This is a genomic window from Pseudomonas gregormendelii (assembly GCF_017114825.1).
Lineage (GTDB): Bacteria > Pseudomonadota > Gammaproteobacteria > Pseudomonadales > Pseudomonadaceae > Aquipseudomonas > Aquipseudomonas gregormendelii.
Window position 1 is genome coordinate 15,474 of sequence record NZ_JADEVO010000030.1, and the last position, 17,917, is coordinate 33,390.

The window sequence follows — 17,917 nt, forward strand, 5'->3', positions numbered from 1 at the left end:
ACTGGTTTTTCAGGGGGTCGTCAAGCAAGTTTTCAAAAAATATTTAATTATTACCGTCGCTTACGATCCGACCCCCGTGAAATCGGGATTATTCAGCCGGCGGAACGTAGCCGTCAGCCTTGGCGTATTCCTCGCCGGAGAAGTACTTGTCCATCTCGCCCTGAAGATATTTGCGGTCTTCGGCGTTCATCATGTTCAGGCGTTTTTCGTTGATGAGCAGGGTCTGGTGTTTCTGCCAGTCGGCCCAGGCCTTGGCCGAGACGTGGTCAAAAATGTCCTGGCCTTTGGCGCCCGGGAATGGAGCGCGCTCCAGGGCAGGCAATTCTTCTTTGTACTTGCGGCACATGATGGTGCGGGTCATGACGACTCTCCTGCGTTCAATACGGCGGCCGCGCGTTCGAGCAAGGTCTTGACCGGGGCGGCAAGGCCCAGGCGCGGCGGGGTGGCGAGGTTATACCAGAGCCAGTCGGCCTCGGCCACGTGATGGGCCGCCTCCTGGACCTGGACCAGCCAGGGTTCGATGGATAACTGGAAATGGCTGAAAGTGTGCACCAGGCTCGGCAAGGCTTGTTGCTGGCCCAGCTCCAGCGAGTGTTGAGTGGCCAGGTGTTGCAGGTCGTCCAGGTCATCGAGCTCCGGAAGGCTCCACAAACCGCCCCACAAGCCCGTCGAAGGCCGACGGTAGAGCAGAATCGCGCCTTCGCCATTGGCCAGCATCGGCATCAGCGTGCGCTTCTGGGGCACGGCTTTGCGCGGTTTAGGGATCGGGTAGCGGGTTTCCAGGCCGAGCATGTGCGCTTCACAGCCTTTTTCCAGCGGACACAGCAGGCAACTGGGCTTGCTGCGAGTACAGAGCGTGGCGCCCAGGTCCATCATGGCCTGGGTGTAGGCGTTGACCCGATCATGGGGCGTGAAGCGCTCTGCGGTGGCCCACAGCTGTTTGGCCACCTTTGGCTCGCCCGGATATCCCTCCTGGGCCGTAAAGCGCGCCAGGACGCGTTTGACGTTGCCATCGAGGATCGGCGCACGCATGCCCATGCTCAGGCTGGCGATGGCGCCGGCGGTAGACAGGCCGATACCTGGCAACTCGACCAGCTTGTCGACGTCCCGCGGAAATTCACCGGCGTAGTCGGCCACAATGATTTTCGCGGTTTTCTGCAGATTGCGCGCCCGTGTGTAGTAGCCCAGGCCGGTCCACAGGTGCAGCACTTCGTCTTCGGGCGCGGCAGCCAGGGCTTCGACCGTCGGCAACGAGGCCATGAAGCGGTCGAAGTAGTTCAGCACGGTGCTGACCTGGGTCTGCTGCAGCATGATCTCCGAGACCCACACCCGATACGGCGTGATGCCCTGCTGCCAAGGCAAATCGTGACGGCCGTGGCGGTCGTACCAATCCAGCACTGCTGCCGAAAACTGCTCGGATCTCATCGCTTGAACAGCCCTTTAAGTGCGTTTTTCAGTTCCGGACTGACTTTGTCGCCGAGTTTTTCGTCGATTTTTTCACTGAGCTTGTCTCCCGCGAGCCGGGTCGCGACCTGGCCCATGCGTTCGTTATCGAGGCGGCAAGCCTTGGCACCCAGTTCCAGTGGGCCGCGGCAGCGCAATGGCCACTCGATGCCGACGAACTTCTCGCCGACCTGGCAGGCCGGGTCGGGCATGTCGCTCTTGTCGCCTTCGACGATGATGCCGACGCGGTAATCCATGCCCAGCACGCGCAGGTCAACATCGCCATCGCCATTGACGGTCATGCCGGGGATGCGCACTTTCAGGTCGGGGTTGCTGGCCACGCCGTTACGAAAGGTCAGGTTGCCCTTGAGCTCCTGGAAGGGCGTGTCCTTGCCGCGCGGCTCGCCGCTGAGGGTCTTGCGGTTGAGCGTGGCGATGCCTTTGCACAGCTGCTGTTCAAGGTTGGCATTGAGCAGCACGCCATTGTTGATCGCGAAACTGGCGGTGCCGTTGAGGGTGTCGACAAGGGCTTTCTGGCTGTTGCCGCTGCCGGTCAGGTTGCTGTTGAGGGTGACCAGGCCTTTGACCGGCGGGTTTTTGCCTTGGCTTTCAAGGATTTTTTCCACCGGCACTTTGTTGATCTGGGTCTGCAGGTTCAGCGCCGGGACCTGTTGGCGCACATCGAGGGTGCCTTTGGCTTCGAAGTTACCTTCGTACAATTCGCCGCGCAGGTTTTCCAGGGTCAGCAGGCCATTTTGGCCGGTAGCCTTGAGGGCCGCGTTGCGGATCGGCAGCTTGTCGAGGGTGAGTTGGCCGAACGTCAGGTCGGCGTCGAGATCGAGTTTGCTCAGGCGCTCCACGGGCAACAGGCGATCGTTGCTCCAGGCTGTCTTGGTCGGCGCATCCGGCAGCGGAGTGCTGCCTGCGCCGGCCATGGCATTGGCTTCGGTGCTGGCCACTTCGGCCTGGCGCACTTGCGTTGCGCTATTGGCTTCGGCAGATTTTGGCTTCAGGTAACGGTCGACGTTGAAGGTGTCAGCCTTGAGCACCGCACGCAGCGATTGCCTGGCGAAGTCCTCGACGGCGATGCGACCGCTGAAGCTGCTGTCGTCGATTTTCAGGTTGATGTTGTCGAAGGCCACGCTGGTGGGCGTTGCGCTGACGCGACTGACCAGCTCGACCTTGCTCAGGCTGCCTTCGGCCATGGCCGGCAGGGTCTGGCCGATGCTGTCGACGAACTTGGCCAGGTCGAACTGGGCGATCGATAGCGCGCCGTTGACCTGAGGTGTCTTGTCGAGGTCGTTGACCTTCAGCTCGCCGAGTGCGCGAAGCTGGTTGGCGGAAATCTTGATGCCGGTCCATTCGGCGACGTTCGCCGCTTTATCCAGCAAAAGCTGGCCCTGTGCGGCGAAAGTCATGGTCTTGCCTTGCAGCGGATCGCCGGCGACTTCCCCGGTCAATTTCATGTCTTCGAACTTGTAGCGCTGCAGGGCGCGTTCGAAACGCAGTTCGCCGTTCAGTTCAGTGCGAACCCGCAGGACTGGCTGATTGGTGCCAAGGAACGCGGTGAGTTTGACCGGAATATTGGTCGAATCATGCACGGCACCGGTGCTGAGCTGGATGCTTTCGGCGCTGAACTGCTTGCCGGTCTTTTCGTCGCTGTATTCAACCCGGGCGTTATTGACAGTCAGGCTGTCGATGTCCAGGCGAATGGGCTGGGCGGGTTTTTCCGCCTGGGCCGTGGTCTCGCTGGCAGGCTCACCGGGGGTGGCAGTTGGCGTGGTCTGAGTGGCAGGCACCTTGCCGATGTCTTCCCAGTTGCCGTGGCCGTCCTTGTCGCGGTTCAGGCGCAGGTTCAGGCCTTCGACCCGCACATCGCTCATTTGGACTTCGCGGCGCAGCAGGGGCAGCACGCGAACGGATAGGCCGAGCATTTGCAGGTCGGCGAAGGGTTCGGCGGGTTTGGCCAGGGTCGCGACACTGGCTTCGTGCAATTCCAGGCCCAGCCACGGGAACAGGCTCCAGCCGATGTCGCCATTGAGCGTCAGCTCGATGTGGGCCTTGTCGCGGGCTATCTGGCGAATCTCGTCTTTATAGTCATTGGGATCAAAGAGGTGGGTCAGTGCAAAACCCAGGGCCACAATGATCAGCAATAGCCCGAGAAGTACCAGACCCAGGATTTTGCCGAACGCTTTCATGGGCGAGTCCTTGTAGTTAGTCAAATTCGAAATTCAGCCGGGGAGTATAGCGCCTCGGGGACGACGATCGGTCGGCGATCACGTTGTCAGTTCATCCAGCGACACTTTCAGCTTGGCGGCGAGCGCCTGGGCTTCGAGATGGCCGGCGGGAGCCAGCAGGTGCAAGGTGGCGCCGGCGTCGCGGGCCATTTTCCGCGCCTCGTCCACCAGGCGTTCGGCGACGCCGCGTCGACGGGTGACCTTGCGCACGCACAATTGCGACAGGTGCCAGACGTTCTGGTGCCGTTGCAGGCGAGCTGCACCCAGCAACCGGTCATTGAAGCGCCCGGCGATCAGTGAGCCATCGCCCAGGCAGGCTTCGATCAACTGTTGCGGCGAGGCAAAGGGTGCGAAGAGCCACTGCGGCGCATCAAGGTAGATCTTCTGCAGGTCTTGCTGATCCTGATAGTTGGCTTCTTTGAGCGACTCGACAACGATCGGCATGGCGGCTCCAGCGTGAAAGAGATCAGATGACGTGCAAAAGGTGATGGCAGATTGATTTTTCTGCCACGCGCAAATGGTAACCTCTGCTGGTACGTCCGTCCTTCTGCGACTTGATGTTGCATCAAAATGGAGCTTCATCTGACAAGACAGTCATGCCTGTGTGCATAAAGGCTGGGGATGAGCAGTGGCTGGCGAACAATACTAATAATTGGGGGATACACAATGACCACGAGCATCACGGCTGACGGCATAGCCGGCCAGCCTGCGTTCCTGTCCAAGGAACGCATCATCGCCAAGCCCGGTTTCAACCGTTGGCTGGTACCGCCAGCCGCACTGGCGATCCACCTGTGCATCGGCATGGCCTACGGCTTTTCGGTGTTCTGGCTGCCGTTGTCCAAAGCCCTGGGTGTGACCGCACCGGTGGCTTGCGCGCCGGACATGAGCTTTATTTCGCAAATCTTCTCCTCCCAGTGCGACTGGCCGATCTCGATGCTCGGCTGGATCTACACCCTGTTCTTCATTTTCCTCGGTTGCTCGGCGGCGATCTGGGGTGGCTGGCTGGAACACGCCGGGCCGCGCAAGGCTGGCGTAGTGTCGGCATTGTGCTGGTGTGGTGGTCTGCTGATATCGGCGCTGGGGATTTATACCCACCAGATCTGGCTGATGTGGGTAGGTTCCGGGGTCATTGGCGGCATCGGCCTTGGTTTGGGCTACATTTCGCCGGTTTCGACCCTGATCAAGTGGTTCCCGGACAAACGCGGCATGGCCACTGGCATGGCGATCATGGGCTTCGGTGGTGGCGCTATGGTGGGGGCTCCGCTCGCTGCCGCGCTGATGGGGCATTTTGCCTCGCCGACCAGCGTCGGGGTGTGGCAAAGCTTCCTGGTAATGGCCGCAATCTACTTCGTGTTCATGATCGGCGGCGCACTGTCCTACCGCGTTCCGCCAACGGGCTGGAAGCCTGAGGGCTGGACTGCCCCGGCCAAGAAAACTGCGAATGCGATGATCACCCATCGCCATGTGCACGTGAATGTGGCGTGGAAAACCCCGCAATTCCGCCTGGTTTGGCTGGTTCTGTGCCTCAACGTGTCTGCCGGTATCGGCATCCTGGGCATGGCGTCGCCGCTGTTGCAGGAAGTGTTTGGCGGCAAGCTGATCGGTGTCGACCTGCCATTTGGCCAACTGGATGCCGGGCAACTGGCTTCGATCGCTGCCATTGCGGCAGGTTTTACCGGGTTGCTGAGCCTGTTCAACATCGGTGGTCGTTTCTTCTGGGCGTCGTTCTCGGACTACCTGGGCCGCAAAAACACTTATTTCGTGTTCTTCGCCCTGGGTTTCGCACTGTACGCGCTGATCCCGAACCTGGGCCACCTGGGCAATATCGCGCTGTTCGTGGCGGCGTTTTGCATCATCCTGTCGATGTACGGCGGTGGTTTTGCGACGGTGCCGGCTTACCTGGCGGACCTGTTCGGCACCCAGATGGTGGGGGCGATTCACGGTCGCCTACTGACCGCATGGGCGGCGGCGGGTGTGTTGGGGCCGGTGCTGGTGAACTACCTGCGCGAGTATCAGCTGAGCATTGGGGTGGAGCGCGCGGCAGCGTATGACATCACCTTGTACATCCTGGCAGGCCTGCTGGTGTTGGGCTTCCTGTGCAACCTGCTGGTGCGGCCGGTGGCGGACAAGTACTTCATGACCGACGCCGAACTGGCCGCCGAACAGGCGCTGGGTCACGACAAGGGCGCTGACAGCACTACCGTGCTGGAGTGGAAAGCCGCCCCGGGTACCAAGCCGCTGGCGATTGCCGCCTGGCTGGTGGTGGGCATTCCGTTGGCGTGGGGTGTCTGGGTGACCCTGCAGAAAACGGCGGTGCTGTTTCACTAAGGGAAAGGCCTGAATTTCAGGCCAACACCCAACCCTGTGGGAGCGGGCTTGCCCGCGATTGCGGCCTGACAGTCGGCAGAAATGCTGAATGTGCAGGCCCTGTCGCGAGCAGGCTCACTCCCACACTTGATTCATGTGTCTCCAGATATCGCTTGTATGGACATGTCTACCCGCCACACTCCTGAATTCACTCCGTCAGCGATATCACCTCTCGTGTTTCTGTTTCCCGCCCGCGCCCCTATAATGGATGCCTTTTTCGCCCAATGATTTGCGGAGCTGGTGATGGCCGAACGTATGGCGTCAGTCGAGCGCGACACTCTGGAAACCCAGATTAAAGCCTCGATCAACCTGGATGGCACCGGAAAGGCCCGATTTGATATCGGTGTACCTTTTCTTGAGCACATGCTGGACCAGATCGCCCGTCACGGGCTGATCGACCTGGATATCGTCAGCAAGGGCGACCTGCATATCGACGACCACCACACCGTGGAAGACGTCGGCATCACCCTGGGTCAGGCTTTTGCCAAAGCCATCGGTGACAAAAAAGGCATCCGTCGCTACGGCCACGCCTATGTCCCGCTGGATGAAGCACTGTCGCGGGTAGTCATCGACTTCTCCGGCCGTCCTGGCTTGCAGATGCATGTTCCCTATACTCGCGCCACCGTTGGCGGTTTCGATGTTGACCTGTTCCAGGAATTCTTCCAGGGCTTCGTCAACCACGCACTGGTCAGCCTGCACATCGACAATCTGCGTGGCACCAACACCCACCACCAGATCGAAACCGTGTTCAAGGCATTCGGCCGCGCCCTGCGCATGGCCGTCGAGCTCGATGACCGCATGGCCGGCCAAATGCCGTCGACCAAGGGCGTTCTGTAATGCAGACGGTCGCGGTAATCGATTACGGCATGGGCAACCTGCACTCGGTGGCCAAGGCCCTCGAGCACGTCGGTGCCGGCAAGGTCCTGATCACCAGCGATGCCAATGTGATTCGCGAAGCCGACCGGGTGGTTTTTCCCGGCGTCGGCGCGATTCGCGACTGCATGGCCGAGATCCGGCGCCTGGGCTTCGATTCGCTGGTGCGCGAAGTCAGCCAGGACCGTCCGTTCCTCGGCATCTGCGTCGGCATGCAAGCCCTGCTCGATAGCAGTGAAGAGAACGACGGCGTTGACTGCATCGGCCTGTTTCCCGGCGCGGTGAAGTTCTTCGGCAAGGACCTGCATGAAGATGGCGAGCATCTGAAGGTCCCGCACATGGGCTGGAACGAAGTGCAGCAGACGATCTCGCATCCGCTGTGGCACAACATTCCGGACCTGGCGCGTTTTTACTTCGTGCACAGCTACTACATCGCTGCCGGCAACGCGCGGCAGGTGGTGGGTGGCGGTCACTACGGTGTCGATTTCGCCGCGGCGCTGGCCGATGGCTCGCGTTTCGCCGTGCAGTTCCACCCGGAGAAGAGCCATACCCATGGCCTGCAATTGTTGCAGAACTTCGCTGCGTGGGATGGTCGCTGGTAAATGGCCAGGAAAAAGCCGCCGATCCTGACCCTCACTCCCGAACAGGAGAATGAGGCCAATCACAAGATCAAGCGCTTCATGGAGGATCGCTTCGAACTGGACCTGGGTTCGTTCGAAGCGGCCGAAATCCTTGAGCTGTTTACCCGCGAAATTGCTCCGCACTATTACAACAGGGCGATTTTCGATGTGCAGACGCACCTTAAAGAAAGGTTCGAGAGCATCGAAAGCGACTTGTGGGCGCTCGAGAAAAACTGATTTCCGAGCGAAGCTGAACAATCGAATTTGAAGGTTTGCCAGATGCTGATTATCCCCGCTATCGATCTCAAAGACGGTGCCTGTGTTCGTCTGCGCCAGGGCCGCATGGAAGATTCCACGGTGTTCTCCGATGACCCGGTGAGCATGGCCGCCAAGTGGGTGGAGGGCGGTTGCCGCCGTCTGCATCTGGTCGACCTGAACGGTGCTTTTGAAGGCCAGCCGGTCAATGGCGAGGTTGTCACTGCGATCGCCAGGCGCTACCCCAACCTGCCGATCCAGATCGGCGGCGGTATCCGTTCGCTGGAAACCATCGAGCACTACGTGAAAGCCGGCGTGAGCTATGTGATCATCGGCACCAAGGCCGTGAAAGACCCCGCGTTTGTCGCCGAAGCCTGCCGCGCATTCCCTGGCAAGGTAATCGTTGGCCTGGATGCCAAGGACGGCTTCGTCGCTACCGACGGCTGGGCTGAGATCAGCACCGTGAACGTCATCGACCTGGCCAAACAATTCGAATCCGACGGTGTGTCTGCCATCGTTTATACCGACATCGCCAAAGACGGCATGATGCAGGGCTGCAACGTTTCGTACACCGCTGCGCTGGCGGCTGCCACGCGTATTCCGGTGATTGCTTCCGGCGGCATCCACAACCTGGGTGACATCAAGTCGCTGCTCGACGCCAAGGCGCCAGGCATCATCGGCGCCATCACCGGCCGCGCGATCTACGAAGGCACCCTCGACGTCGCCGAAGCGCAAGCTTTCTGCGATTCGTATAAAGGCTGAGGACTGACTATGGCGCTGGCCAAACGCATCATCCCTTGCCTGGACGTGGACAACGGCCGGGTCGTCAAGGGTGTGAAGTTCGAGAACATCCGCGATGCCGGTGATCCGGTGGAAATCGCCCGTCGCTACGACGAGCAGGGCGCTGACGAGATTACCTTTCTCGACATCACCGCCAGCGTCGATGGCCGCGACACCACGCTGCATACCGTCGAGCGCATGGCCAGCCAGGTATTCATCCCGCTGACCGTGGGCGGCGGCGTGCGTACCGTGCAGGACATTCGCAACTTGCTCAATGCCGGCGCGGACAAGGTCTCGATCAATACCGCGGCCGTGTTCAACCCGGAATTCGTCGGCGAAGCTGCCCAGCATTTCGGTTCGCAGTGCATCGTTGTCGCCATTGACGCCAAGAAAGTCTCTGGCCCGGGCGAAACCCCGCGCTGGGAAATCTTCACCCACGGCGGGCGCAAACCTACCGGTCTCGACGCGGTGGAGTGGGCGAAGAAGATGGAAGGCCTGGGCGCCGGTGAAATCCTGCTGACCAGCATGGACCAGGACGGCATGAAAAACGGCTTCGACCTGGGCGTGACTCGCGCCATCAGCGATGCACTGGGGATCCCGGTGATCGCCTCGGGTGGCGTCGGCAACCTGCAGCATCTGGCCGATGGCATTATCGAAGGTCACGCCAGTGCCGTGCTGGCGGCGAGTATCTTCCACTTCGGCGAATACACCGTGCAGGAAGCCAAGGCCTACATGGCTCATCGCGGCATTGTGATGCGCTGAACAAACGGTACAGGCCAGTGGACATCATGGCGGGCTCAAGGCACTCTTGGGTACGCCATGGATCTCGGTAGCCAGACATGCTGAAACGCTTTCTTCTTGTCCTCGCCAGCGCAGCCGTATTGCTCTCCAACAATGTGCCTGCCGCAGAAAGTCACGCCACCGACCTGGTGCTGCTGACTGAAAACTTCCCGCCCTACAACATGGCGAAGAACGGCAAGAATTTCGCCCAGAACGAAAATATCAATGGCATCGCCACCGACATCGTTCGCGAGATGTTCAAGCGTGCTGATATCACCTACAGCCTGACGCTGCGTTTCCCCTGGGAGCGCGTGTATAAACTCGCCCTCGAAAAACCAGGCTACGGCGTGTTCGTGATGGCGCGACTGCCTGATCGCGAAAATCTCTTCAAGTGGGTTGGCCCCATTGGTCCTGATGACTGGATCATGCTCGCCAAGGCAGACAGCAAGATCAGCCTGGAGACGCTGGAACAGGCCAGCCAATACCGGATCGGTGCCTACAAGGGCGATGCGATCGCCGAGACGCTGACCAAGCAGGGCCTAAAGCCGATCCTGGTGCTGCGCGATCAGGATAACGCGAAGAAGCTGGTCAATGGCCAGATCGACCTGTGGGCCACGGGTGACCCGGCTGGGCGTTATCTGGCGCGTCAGGAGGGCGTGTACGGGCTCAAGACGGTACTGCGGTTCAACAGTGCCGAGCTCTATCTGGCGTTGAACAAAGACGTTCCGGATACCACCGTTGCCAAACTGCAGGCCGCGCTGGATCAGTTGCGCAAGGAAGGCGTGGTAGGTGAGATCATGGCGAAGTATCTCTAGGTCAATCAAAAGATCGCAGCCTTCGGCAGCTCCTACACCGAACGCACTACCCTACAGGTGCTGCCGAACGCACCCACGTGTAGGAGCTGGCGAACGCCCCGACGTGTAGGAGCTGCCGAAGGCTGCGATCTTTTAGCGGTACACGCCATCGTTGCCGTGAGCCGCCGTCGCGCGATTGCCGCGCACGCTGATCATTTGCTTGATGTCGATCCACTCAATCCCCTGAGCCTTGAGTTTCGGCAATTCCCGCTCCAATACCGCCAGCGTCTGCGGATACGGATGCCCGATCATCACCGCCGAACCCTGCTTGCGCGCCAGGCTGATCGCCGTCTGTAGCTGGGTGAAAATCGCCGCTTCAGTGCGCTCATCGTCCAGAAACACATCCCGCGAAACGCTCGCCAACCCAATCTTCTGCGCCTCGGCCGCCGCAACCGTCTGCGCGCTGGTGCGGCTGTCGACGAACAGCTTGTGCCGGCGCTGCAAGTGCGCCATCAACCAGGCCATGGCCGGTCGCTGAGCGGTCATGCGGCTGCCCATATGGTTGTTGATGCCGGCGGTATAAGGCACGACCTTGAGCGCCGCGTTGAGGCGTTTCTCAAGTTCTTCGATAGGCAGCTCGGGATGCCAGGCGAACGGGCCGGTGGCCGGGTCCATGGGCATGTGCAGGATCACTGTCTTGCCGGCGCGGTGTGCTTCACGGGCAAACTCGGTGGCGTGTGGCGTGTCGGGCATGATCGCCGCCGTCACGGGGCCGGGCAGGGCAAGCACTCGACGGTCCCGGGGCAGGTTCTGCCCCAGGTCGTCAATGATCAGGCTGATGTAGGCCTTATGCGCCGTGGTGGCGGCGGGCATCGCGTGAGCAACACCCGCCAGGCAGCACAACAGGGCGAGCAGCAACCGCACGCACATCTCAGCGGCCAGAGGTGATGCTCAAACCTTTGAGCAGGCTGAGCGCCTGGGCCAGCTGGTAATCATCATCCTGCGGCATCGCCTTGGCTTTGCCGCCGGAGCCGGTCGGTTTGTCTTCGCCGCCATTGCCGTTGCCCAGGTGACCTTGCAGATCGGCTTCCTTGAAGTAGTCGCCGTCCTGCTCGCTGGTGATCTTCGCCTTGCGCACTTCGATGTCCGGGACGATGCCCTGGGCCTGGATCGAGCGGCCGTTCGGCGTGTAGTACAGCGCCGTGGTGATCTTCAGGGCGCGGTCGTTGTTCAGCGGCAGCACGGTTTGCACCGAGCCTTTGCCGAAACTGGTGGTGCCCATGATCACTGCACGTTTCTGATCCTGCAGGGCGCCGGCGACAATCTCCGAGGCCGAGGCGCTGCCGCCGTTGATCAGCACGACCATTGGCACGGCTTCGCTTTCATCCTTGCCAGTGGCGGAGAAGCGCAGCTCGGAGTTGGCGATGCGGCCCTTGGTGTAGACGATCAGGCCTTTGGTGATGAAGTGGTCGACCACTTCCACCGCCGATTGCAGTACGCCGCCCGGGTTGTTGCGCAGGTCGAGAATGACACCCTTGAGTTTCTTGCCGTTGTCCTTGCGCAGCTTGGCCAGGGCCTTGGAGACCTCTTCGCCGGTCTTGACCTGGAACTGGGTGATGCGGATGTAGCCGTAGCCCGACTCCAGCAGCTGTGCCTTGACGCTCTTCACTTGGATGATGGCGCGGGACAGGGTCACGTCGAACGGCGTGCCGCCGTCGCGCACCAGGGTCAGGGTGATTTTCTGGCCGATTTTGCCGCGCATCTTGTCCACGGCTTCGGTCATGCTCTGGCCGCGAGTGGGCTGGCCGTTGATTTTGACGATGAAGTCGCCAGCCTGGATGCCGGCCTTCGACGCAGGGGTGTCATCGATCGGCGAAACCACCTTGATGAAACCGTCCTCGGCGCCGACTTCGATACCCAGGCCGCCAAATTCGCCGCTGGTGCTTTCCTGCAGCTCGGCAAAATCTTCCGGGCCCAGGTAGGCGGAGTGCGGGTCAAGGTTGCTGAGCATGCCCTTGATGGCATTTTCCAGCAGGGTCTTGTCGTCAACAGGTTCGACATAGGCGGCCTTGATCCGGTCCATGACCTCGGCAAAGGTGCGCAACTCTTCCAGCGGCAAAGGCGCCTTGGTGGTCGCAGCAGTGCCCGCAGGCGCGACTACCGGGGCCGGTTGAGCGGCAAACGCCAGAGGCGCGCCGATCACCAGGGCGATCGTCAGGGCCAGCGAGGTAAGGCGGGACAGATGCAGCATGTCGAACGAACTCCTGAAGTAGATGGCGTGCTTATCCTTGCGCGCGGCACCATTGCGCGGGATCACTCGGGTGACCCTGCTGACGAATAGCGAAATACAACGCCGGGGTGTCCTGCCCGCCACTGCTACCGACAGTGGAAATGGACTCACCGGCTTTAACCACGTCACCTGCAGACTTCAACAGCGTCTGGTTGTGACCATAAAGACTCAGGAAACCGTTGCCGTGATCCAGGATAACCAGCAGTCCGGCACCGCGCAGCCAATCGGCAAACACCACACGACCACCGTGCACGGCATGCACCTGGCTGCCGGCGGAAGCACTGATCATTACGCCGTCCCACTTGGTTCGAGCGTCATCACCACGGGATTCGCCAAAGCGTGCCAGCAATCGACCATCAACAGGCCATGGAAGTTTTCCCCGAGTGGAAGCAAAAGCACCACCGAAGGTTTCGCCTGAGCTTGAGACCAGAGCGCCGGGTGTTGATTTGACCTGTTTGCGTGGGGCGTCAGTGTTGTCTTCTGCTGCTGCCTGGGCCTCACGTAAACGCTTTTTTTCGGCTTCCTGCTGGGCGATCAGCGCTTTTTGCCGCGCTTCTTCTGCCTCTCGGGCCTGACGGGCCAGGGTTTCTTCGATGGTTTTAAGGACTTTAGACAGGTCTGCCTGATCCTGCTCGCGTGCCGCCAGCTTCTGGTCGCGAGCCTTGACGTCGAGGTTGAGCTTGGCGAGCACTTGCTGGCGCTCCTGGCGAACCTTTTCGAGCTCGTCTCGCTGGCTGTCCAGGCTGCTTTTCTGCACCAGCAGTTGAGCCTGCTGCATGTCGATGTCTTTTTCGACATTGGCCAGTTGGCGCAAGGTTTCGTTGAAGTTTTTCAGCTGCTCCAGGCGGGCCTGGCTCAGGTAGTCGTAATAGGTGAGGGTGCGGGCGAATCTTTCCGGGTTCTGCTGGTTAAGCAGCAGCTTGAGGTACTCCTGGCGCCCGTTCTGATAGGCCGCTCGGGCCTGGATGGCAATCAGTCGTTGCTGTTCAATGCGCGCGCTCTGGAGTTTTTTTTTCTCGGCATCGAGTCGCTGCAGCTCGGATTCGCTTTTCTTCAGCTCTTTTTGCAGGGCATCGACCTGCTTTTCGAGCTTGCCCATTTCCGTCTCGGTGCCTTTGAGGTCCTTTTGCACACCGGATTTTTCTTCCTGAAGCTTGCCCAGCAGTTTCTTCAGCTCGGCAATGTCCTGACGCGTGGCGTCCAACTGCTGTTGGGTTTGCGCGCGCTCGTCAGCGAAGGCCGGTTGGAGCAGGCAAGTCAGGGCAAGGGCTATCAGGACGCGAAGCATAAAGGCGGGCGACACCAGGGAAAGGGACGGCCTAGTATGCCCGCCAAGCGCAGCAAAAAAAATGCCCAATTGGGGCTGTGTGATAACCGGGACAAGCAACAGGCCAGATTCCATTGCGAAAACGCCATAAGCCACTGTGGGAGCTGGCTTGCCGGCGATGGCGTCTGAACATTCAACATTGAGGTTGGTGTCAGATAGCTATCGCTGGCAAGCCAGCTCCCACAGGGTTTTGCGGTGTTTGTGCGGGCGGATTACACCAGGATCGAAGTACCGGTCATTTCGGCCGGTTTTTCCAGGCCCATCAGCATCAACATGGTCGGCGCCACATCCGCCAGTACGCCACCATGGCGTACCTTGAAATCACGCTTGCCGACATAAATGAACGGTACCGGCTCGGTGGTGTGCGCCGTGTGAGCCTGGTGGGTTTCTTCGTCGGCCATTTTCTCGACGTTACCGTGGTCGGCGGTGATCAGCGCTTCGCCGCCGACTTTTTCCAGCGCGTCCACGATGCGCCCCACGCACAGGTCCAGGCACTCAACCGCCTTGACTGCTGCATCGAACACGCCGCTATGGCCGACCATGTCGCCGTTGGCGTAGTTGACCACGATCACGTCATAACGCTGGTTTTCAATGGCCTCGACGATCCGGTCTGTGACTTCCGGTGCGCTCATCTCCGGCTGCAAGTCGTAGGTGGCGACTTTTGGCGACGGGATCAGGATGCGCTCTTCGCCCGGGAACGGTTCTTCGCGCCCGCCGGAAAAGAAGAAGGTCACGTGAGCGTATTTTTCGGTTTCGGCGATGCGCAGCTGGGTCTTGCCGTTTTTCGCCAGGTAATCGCCCAGTACGTTGTCCAGGCTGCCTGCGGCGAAAGCCGATGGGGCAGGGATGCTGGCGGCATATTGGGTCAGCATGACAAAACCGGACAGTTTCGGCTGGCGGGCGCGGGCAAATTCCTTGAAATCGTCCTCGACGAACACTCGGGTCAGTTCCCGGGCGCGGTCGGCGCGGAAGTTCATGAACACCACGGCATCGCCGTCTTCGACCTTGACCGGCTCACCGATGGAGGTGGCCTTGACGAATTCGTCGCTCTCGCCACGGTCGTAGGCGGCTTGCAGACCTTCCTGGGCGGTGGCGGCATTGAACTCGCCGTTGCCGTCGACGATCAGGTTGTAAGCCTGGGCTACGCGGTCCCAGCGATTGTCGCGGTCCATGGCGAAATAACGGCCGATGATGCTGGCGATGCGGCCTTTGCCGAGGGCCTGGAAGCTGGCATCGAGCAATTCGATCGACGACTGGGCACTTTTCGGCGGGGTGTCGCGGCCGTCGAGGAAGGCATGCAGGTAGATTTTTTCTGCGCCGCGCTTGTAGGCCAGTTCCGCCATGGCCACCAGGTGGTCCTGGTGGCTGTGAACGCCGCCGTCAGACAGCAGGCCCATGAAGTGCACGGCTTTGCCGGCAGCAACGGCTTTATCCACGGCAGCGCAGATGGTCGGGTTTTCAAAGAACTCGCCGTCACGAATCGATTTGGTCACGCGAGTGAAGTCCTGATACACAACGCGGCCAGCACCCAGGTTCATGTGACCGACTTCGGAGTTGCCCATCTGGCCATCCGGCAGGCCGACGTCCATGCCGCTGCCGGAGATCAGGCCATTGGGTACGGAGGCCGTCAGGCGGTCCAGCACAGGCTTCTTCGCGGCGAATACGGCGTTGGATTCAGGGCTCTCACTGTGACCGAAGCCGTCGAGGATGATCAGGACCAAAGGTTTAGGCGTGGTAGTCATGGATTCCACTCGTGGCTGAGTTAAAAGAGGGCAATGGAAAAGGGAGTGGCAGTTTAAAGGTAAGTTCCTGCTGCGTCACCGCCGGACGGGGTTTGGCCCACCATAGTGGCTGTGTATACTGGCCGACATTTTAACGCCCTGGAACCTCCTTCAATGGTTGATCACCTGATTGCATTTGCCACCACTCACTATCTGCTTGTCGGTATCTTCGCCGTTCTGCTGGCTCTGCTGATCGCCCATGAAATGAAGGGCGGCGGTCGTAGCCTGAGCACCGGTGAACTGACCGGGCTGGTCAACAAGGACGCAGGCGTGGTGATCGATATTCGTCCGGCCAAGGACTTCGCCGCCGGTCACATTGTCGGCGCGCTGAATATTCCTCACGACAAACTGACTGCTCGTGTCGGCGAACTGGAAAAGCACAAGGCCAAGACCATCATCCTGGTCGACGCCATGGGTCAGACCGCTGGCACTCACGCCCGCGAACTGATGAAATCCGGCTTCACTGCCGCCAAGCTGTCCGGCGGGATCTCCAGCTGGAAAGGCGACAACCTGCCGCTGGTGAAGTGATATGAGCAACGTCGTCGTCTATTCCAGCGATTACTGCCCTTACTGCTCGCGAGCCAAGTACCTGCTCGAGAACAAAGGCGTGGCCTTCGAAGAGATCAAGGTCGATGGCAAGCCGCAGGTGCGCGCCGCCATGGCCCAGAAAGCCGGGCGGACCTCCGTCCCGCAGATCTGGATCGGCGAGCGCCACATCGGTGGCTGTGATGATTTGTTTGCCCTTGAGCGCGCCGGCAAGCTCGACGCCCTGCTCAAGGCCTGACGCCTTCCCTATAAGACCCAAGATCAGAAAGGATCTGAGATGACTGACCAACAGAACACTGCAGCTAGCGAAGAAGAAACCGCACCGCAATTCTCCTTGCAGCGCATCTATGTACGTGACTTGTCCTTCGAAGCCCCGAAAAGCCCGGCGATCTTCCGCCAGCAGTGGGAGCCGAGCGTCGGTCTTGATCTGAACACCCGCCAGAAGGCCCTGGAAGGTGACTTCCACGAAGTCGTGCTGACCTTGTCGGTGACCGTGAAGAACGGTGAGAGCGGCGAAGTCGCCTTCATCGCTGAAGTGCAACAGGCCGGGATCTTCCTGATCAAGAACCTGGACGACGCTTCGATGAGCCACACCCTGGGTGCGTTCTGCCCGAACATCCTGTTCCCGTACGCTCGCGAAACCCTGGACAGCCTGGTAACCCGCGGCTCGTTCCCGGCCCTGATGCTGGCCCCGGTGAACTTCGATGCGCTGTACGCGCAAGAGCTGCAACGCATGCAGGCAGCTGGCGAGACTCCGACGGTTCAATAAGCGGCGCTGCTGCAAATCGCGGGCAAGCCCGCTCCCACAGGATTGAGCAAAACCTGTGGGAGCTGGCTTGCCCGCGATTGTTTCTGTCAGGCGAAAATAATCTTCGGGTTACTTGAATCCGAGCTGGCGCCAGCCTTCGTACACGGCCACGGCCACGGTGTTCGACAGGTTCAGGCTGCGGCAGCCTTCGCGCATCGGTAACCGAAGGCGTTGCTCGCCGGGCAGGGCGTCCAGCACCTCGGGCGGTAGGCCCCGGCTCTCCGGACCGAACAGGAAGGCGTCGCCCTCGTCGAAGCTCGCATCATGGAACGGCCGCGAGCCCTTGGTGGTGAAGGCGAACAGGCGCGGGTGACCGAGGCTTTCCAGGCAGCTGGCGAGGTCGGCGTGACGTTGCAGGGTGGCATACTCGTGGTAGTCGAGGCCCGCCCTGCGCAGACGCTTGTCGTCCATCTCGAAGCCCAGCGGCTCGATCAAATGCAGGTGGCAGCCACTGTTGGCGCACAGCCTGATAACGTTGCCGGTATTCGGCGGAATTTCTGGTTGGAAGAGGATGACGTGAAACATGCACGGCTCCGAAGATAAAGATGACCGGCATTCTACGCCGCCCGAGGATCGGCGTTCGAAACTATTCCCGCGCGTGATGGGTTCTTTGGCGATAGTCGGTGTCATGGTCGGGCTGATGATTGGCCGCCTGACCACACCCGACCCCAGTGAACTGCAGCAGGTCGAGGTGACGAGTGACGGATTGGTCGTGTGGTTCAGCAACGAACCCAAGACCCATGGCGAGATCGTCGACGGCAGCCTTGCGCTGCTGTTCGCGGCCGAAGGCAAGGCGCAGAAAGGGCAGCTCAAGCTCAATGATAAAAGCGCGAACTGGCGAGTGCGTTTGAGTGATGGGGGATTGTTGCTGACCGTGGTGGCTGCCCGGCCACTGCTGGGCGAGTGGGCGGGTAGCGAGGTCGATGACCGCTGGCGGCTGGAGATCCATCTCCGGGAGCAATAAAAGAGGGAATCCCCGGCCTGCCTGTACCAAGGTTCCCGAAACGGGACGGCTC

General features: G+C 60.5%; 20 protein-coding genes. 11 read left to right on the forward strand and 9 right to left on the reverse strand.

From position 1 onward, the window contains the following. Positions 1–88: 88 nt before the first annotated feature. The 4 genes from IMW75_RS19440 to IMW75_RS19455 all read right to left on the reverse strand — a co-directional run bounded on the left by IMW75_RS19440 (position 89) and on the right by IMW75_RS19455 (position 4,124). Positions 89–361, reverse strand: a complete 273-nt coding sequence (locus tag IMW75_RS19440) for an oxidative damage protection protein (protein WP_010464608.1) — start codon at positions 359–361, stop codon at positions 89–91. Next, positions 358–1,425: an A/G-specific adenine glycosylase gene (mutY, locus tag IMW75_RS19445; protein WP_122841431.1), complete on the reverse strand. Its 1,068-nt coding sequence runs from the start codon at positions 1,423–1,425 to the stop codon at positions 358–360. The genes IMW75_RS19440 and mutY overlap by 4 nt, the downstream gene beginning before the upstream one ends. Further along, positions 1,422–3,641 (reverse strand): AsmA family protein, encoded by a 2,220-nt coding sequence (locus IMW75_RS19450; protein ID WP_045062010.1) that lies wholly within the window; start codon positions 3,639–3,641, stop codon positions 1,422–1,424. Before IMW75_RS19450 ends, mutY begins: the two co-directional genes overlap by 4 nt. A gap of 78 nt (positions 3,642–3,719) precedes the next feature. Then, positions 3,720–4,124, reverse strand: a complete 405-nt coding sequence (locus IMW75_RS19455) for an acetyl-CoA sensor PanZ family protein (protein ID WP_045062009.1) — start codon at positions 4,122–4,124, stop codon at positions 3,720–3,722. A 222-nt stretch (positions 4,125–4,346) separates the two neighbouring features. Between IMW75_RS19455 and IMW75_RS19460 the strand changes: the two genes are divergently transcribed. The 7 genes from IMW75_RS19460 to IMW75_RS19490 all read left to right on the forward strand — a co-directional run bounded on the left by IMW75_RS19460 (position 4,347) and on the right by IMW75_RS19490 (position 10,170). Next, on the forward strand, positions 4,347–6,008 hold the full coding sequence (locus IMW75_RS19460) for an OFA family MFS transporter (protein WP_045062008.1): 1,662 nt from the start codon (positions 4,347–4,349) through the stop codon (positions 6,006–6,008). A gap of 282 nt (positions 6,009–6,290) precedes the next feature. Next, positions 6,291–6,884 (forward strand): imidazoleglycerol-phosphate dehydratase HisB, encoded by a 594-nt coding sequence (gene hisB, locus IMW75_RS19465; RefSeq protein WP_007897437.1) that lies wholly within the window; start codon positions 6,291–6,293, stop codon positions 6,882–6,884. Then, a complete protein-coding gene (gene hisH / locus IMW75_RS19470) occupies positions 6,884–7,522 on the forward strand; it encodes an imidazole glycerol phosphate synthase subunit HisH (protein ID WP_045062007.1) in 639 nt (212 codons plus the stop codon). The genes hisB and hisH overlap by 1 nt, the downstream gene beginning before the upstream one ends. After that, positions 7,523–7,777, forward strand: coding sequence for a DUF2164 domain-containing protein (locus tag IMW75_RS19475; protein ID WP_045062006.1), 255 nt, complete (start codon positions 7,523–7,525; stop codon positions 7,775–7,777). It abuts the gene before it with no gap. 42 nt (positions 7,778–7,819) lie between these two features. After that, the gene (hisA, locus tag IMW75_RS19480) at positions 7,820–8,557 is read left to right on the forward strand and encodes a 1-(5-phosphoribosyl)-5-[(5-phosphoribosylamino)methylideneamino]imidazole-4-carboxamide isomerase (protein ID WP_045062005.1); all 738 of its coding nucleotides are present in this window, start codon (positions 7,820–7,822) and stop codon (positions 8,555–8,557) included. A 9-nt stretch (positions 8,558–8,566) separates the two neighbouring features. Continuing rightward, positions 8,567–9,337, forward strand: a complete 771-nt coding sequence (hisF, locus tag IMW75_RS19485) for an imidazole glycerol phosphate synthase subunit HisF (protein ID WP_007972752.1) — start codon at positions 8,567–8,569, stop codon at positions 9,335–9,337. A gap of 77 nt (positions 9,338–9,414) precedes the next feature. Continuing rightward, complete coding sequence (locus tag IMW75_RS19490; protein WP_045062004.1) at positions 9,415–10,170, forward strand: substrate-binding periplasmic protein; 756 nt, start codon at positions 9,415–9,417, stop codon at positions 10,168–10,170. Positions 10,171–10,302: 132 nt separating this feature from the next. Here the strand turns inward: IMW75_RS19490 and IMW75_RS19495 are convergent, their stop codons facing one another. The 4 genes from IMW75_RS19495 to gpmI form a co-directional block, all read right to left on the reverse strand. Continuing rightward, positions 10,303–11,079 (reverse strand): divergent polysaccharide deacetylase family protein, encoded by a 777-nt coding sequence (locus tag IMW75_RS19495; protein WP_045062003.1) that lies wholly within the window; start codon positions 11,077–11,079, stop codon positions 10,303–10,305. Between the two features lies 1 nt (position 11,080). Beyond that, positions 11,081–12,400, reverse strand: coding sequence for a S41 family peptidase (locus IMW75_RS19500; protein WP_045062002.1), 1,320 nt, complete (start codon positions 12,398–12,400; stop codon positions 11,081–11,083). Between the two features lie 31 nt (positions 12,401–12,431). Continuing rightward, positions 12,432–13,727, reverse strand: a complete 1,296-nt coding sequence (locus tag IMW75_RS19505) for a murein hydrolase activator EnvC family protein (RefSeq protein WP_205893492.1) — start codon at positions 13,725–13,727, stop codon at positions 12,432–12,434. A 251-nt stretch (positions 13,728–13,978) separates the two neighbouring features. Next, positions 13,979–15,508: a 2,3-bisphosphoglycerate-independent phosphoglycerate mutase gene (gene gpmI, locus IMW75_RS19510; RefSeq protein WP_045062000.1), complete on the reverse strand. Its 1,530-nt coding sequence runs from the start codon at positions 15,506–15,508 to the stop codon at positions 13,979–13,981. 153 nt (positions 15,509–15,661) lie between these two features. Between gpmI and IMW75_RS19515 the strand changes: the two genes are divergently transcribed. From IMW75_RS19515 to secB, 3 genes are read left to right on the forward strand one after another with little or no spacing between them, the layout of a single operon-like run. Then, on the forward strand, positions 15,662–16,075 hold the full coding sequence (locus tag IMW75_RS19515; RefSeq protein ID WP_045061999.1) for a rhodanese-like domain-containing protein: 414 nt from the start codon (positions 15,662–15,664) through the stop codon (positions 16,073–16,075). Between the two features lies 1 nt (position 16,076). Continuing rightward, positions 16,077–16,331, forward strand: coding sequence for a glutaredoxin 3 (gene grxC, locus IMW75_RS19520; protein WP_045061998.1), 255 nt, complete (start codon positions 16,077–16,079; stop codon positions 16,329–16,331). A 39-nt stretch (positions 16,332–16,370) separates the two neighbouring features. Further along, complete coding sequence (gene secB, locus IMW75_RS19525; protein ID WP_045061997.1) at positions 16,371–16,862, forward strand: protein-export chaperone SecB; 492 nt, start codon at positions 16,371–16,373, stop codon at positions 16,860–16,862. Positions 16,863–16,970: 108 nt separating this feature from the next. Here secB and IMW75_RS19530 read toward each other — a convergent pair whose 3' ends face one another. Continuing rightward, positions 16,971–17,426, reverse strand: coding sequence for a tRNA (cytidine(34)-2'-O)-methyltransferase (locus tag IMW75_RS19530; protein WP_205893493.1), 456 nt, complete (start codon positions 17,424–17,426; stop codon positions 16,971–16,973). On the opposite strand from IMW75_RS19530, the gene IMW75_RS19535 reads away from it, so the two are divergent. Continuing rightward, the gene (locus tag IMW75_RS19535) at positions 17,425–17,865 is read left to right on the forward strand and encodes a hypothetical protein (RefSeq protein WP_045061996.1); all 441 of its coding nucleotides are present in this window, start codon (positions 17,425–17,427) and stop codon (positions 17,863–17,865) included. The two genes, IMW75_RS19530 and IMW75_RS19535, sit on opposite strands and share 2 nt — an antisense overlap. The last annotated feature ends 52 nt before the right edge of the window (positions 17,866–17,917 follow it).

Excerpts from the sequence above, each read along its gene's own strand:
- IMW75_RS19440 (WP_010464608.1), bottom strand. The coding sequence starts at position 361 with ATGACCCGCACCATCATGTGCCGCAAGTACAAAGAAGAATTGCCTGCC.
- mutY (WP_122841431.1), bottom strand. The coding sequence starts at position 1,425 with ATGAGATCCGAGCAGTTTTCGGCAGCAGTGCTGGATTGGTACGACCGC.
- IMW75_RS19450 (WP_045062010.1), bottom strand. The coding sequence starts at position 3,641 with ATGAAAGCGTTCGGCAAAATCCTGGGTCTGGTACTTCTCGGGCTATTG.
- IMW75_RS19455 (WP_045062009.1), bottom strand. The coding sequence starts at position 4,124 with ATGCCGATCGTTGTCGAGTCGCTCAAAGAAGCCAACTATCAGGATCAG.
- IMW75_RS19460 (WP_045062008.1), top strand. The coding sequence starts at position 4,347 with ATGACCACGAGCATCACGGCTGACGGCATAGCCGGCCAGCCTGCGTTC.
- hisB (WP_007897437.1), top strand. The coding sequence starts at position 6,291 with ATGGCCGAACGTATGGCGTCAGTCGAGCGCGACACTCTGGAAACCCAG.
- hisH (WP_045062007.1), top strand. The coding sequence starts at position 6,884 with ATGCAGACGGTCGCGGTAATCGATTACGGCATGGGCAACCTGCACTCG.
- IMW75_RS19475 (WP_045062006.1), top strand. The coding sequence starts at position 7,523 with ATGGCCAGGAAAAAGCCGCCGATCCTGACCCTCACTCCCGAACAGGAG.
- hisA (WP_045062005.1), top strand. The coding sequence starts at position 7,820 with ATGCTGATTATCCCCGCTATCGATCTCAAAGACGGTGCCTGTGTTCGT.
- hisF (WP_007972752.1), top strand. The coding sequence starts at position 8,567 with ATGGCGCTGGCCAAACGCATCATCCCTTGCCTGGACGTGGACAACGGC.
- IMW75_RS19490 (WP_045062004.1), top strand. The coding sequence starts at position 9,415 with ATGCTGAAACGCTTTCTTCTTGTCCTCGCCAGCGCAGCCGTATTGCTC.
- IMW75_RS19495 (WP_045062003.1), bottom strand. The coding sequence starts at position 11,079 with ATGTGCGTGCGGTTGCTGCTCGCCCTGTTGTGCTGCCTGGCGGGTGTT.
- IMW75_RS19500 (WP_045062002.1), bottom strand. The coding sequence starts at position 12,400 with ATGCTGCATCTGTCCCGCCTTACCTCGCTGGCCCTGACGATCGCCCTG.
- IMW75_RS19505 (WP_205893492.1), bottom strand. The coding sequence starts at position 13,727 with ATGCTTCGCGTCCTGATAGCCCTTGCCCTGACTTGCCTGCTCCAACCG.
- gpmI (WP_045062000.1), bottom strand. The coding sequence starts at position 15,508 with ATGACTACCACGCCTAAACCTTTGGTCCTGATCATCCTCGACGGCTTC.
- IMW75_RS19515 (WP_045061999.1), top strand. The coding sequence starts at position 15,662 with ATGGTTGATCACCTGATTGCATTTGCCACCACTCACTATCTGCTTGTC.
- grxC (WP_045061998.1), top strand. The coding sequence starts at position 16,077 with ATGAGCAACGTCGTCGTCTATTCCAGCGATTACTGCCCTTACTGCTCG.
- secB (WP_045061997.1), top strand. The coding sequence starts at position 16,371 with ATGACTGACCAACAGAACACTGCAGCTAGCGAAGAAGAAACCGCACCG.
- IMW75_RS19535 (WP_045061996.1), top strand. The coding sequence starts at position 17,425 with ATGCACGGCTCCGAAGATAAAGATGACCGGCATTCTACGCCGCCCGAG.
- IMW75_RS19530 (WP_205893493.1), bottom strand. The coding sequence starts at position 17,426 with ATGTTTCACGTCATCCTCTTCCAACCAGAAATTCCGCCGAATACCGGC.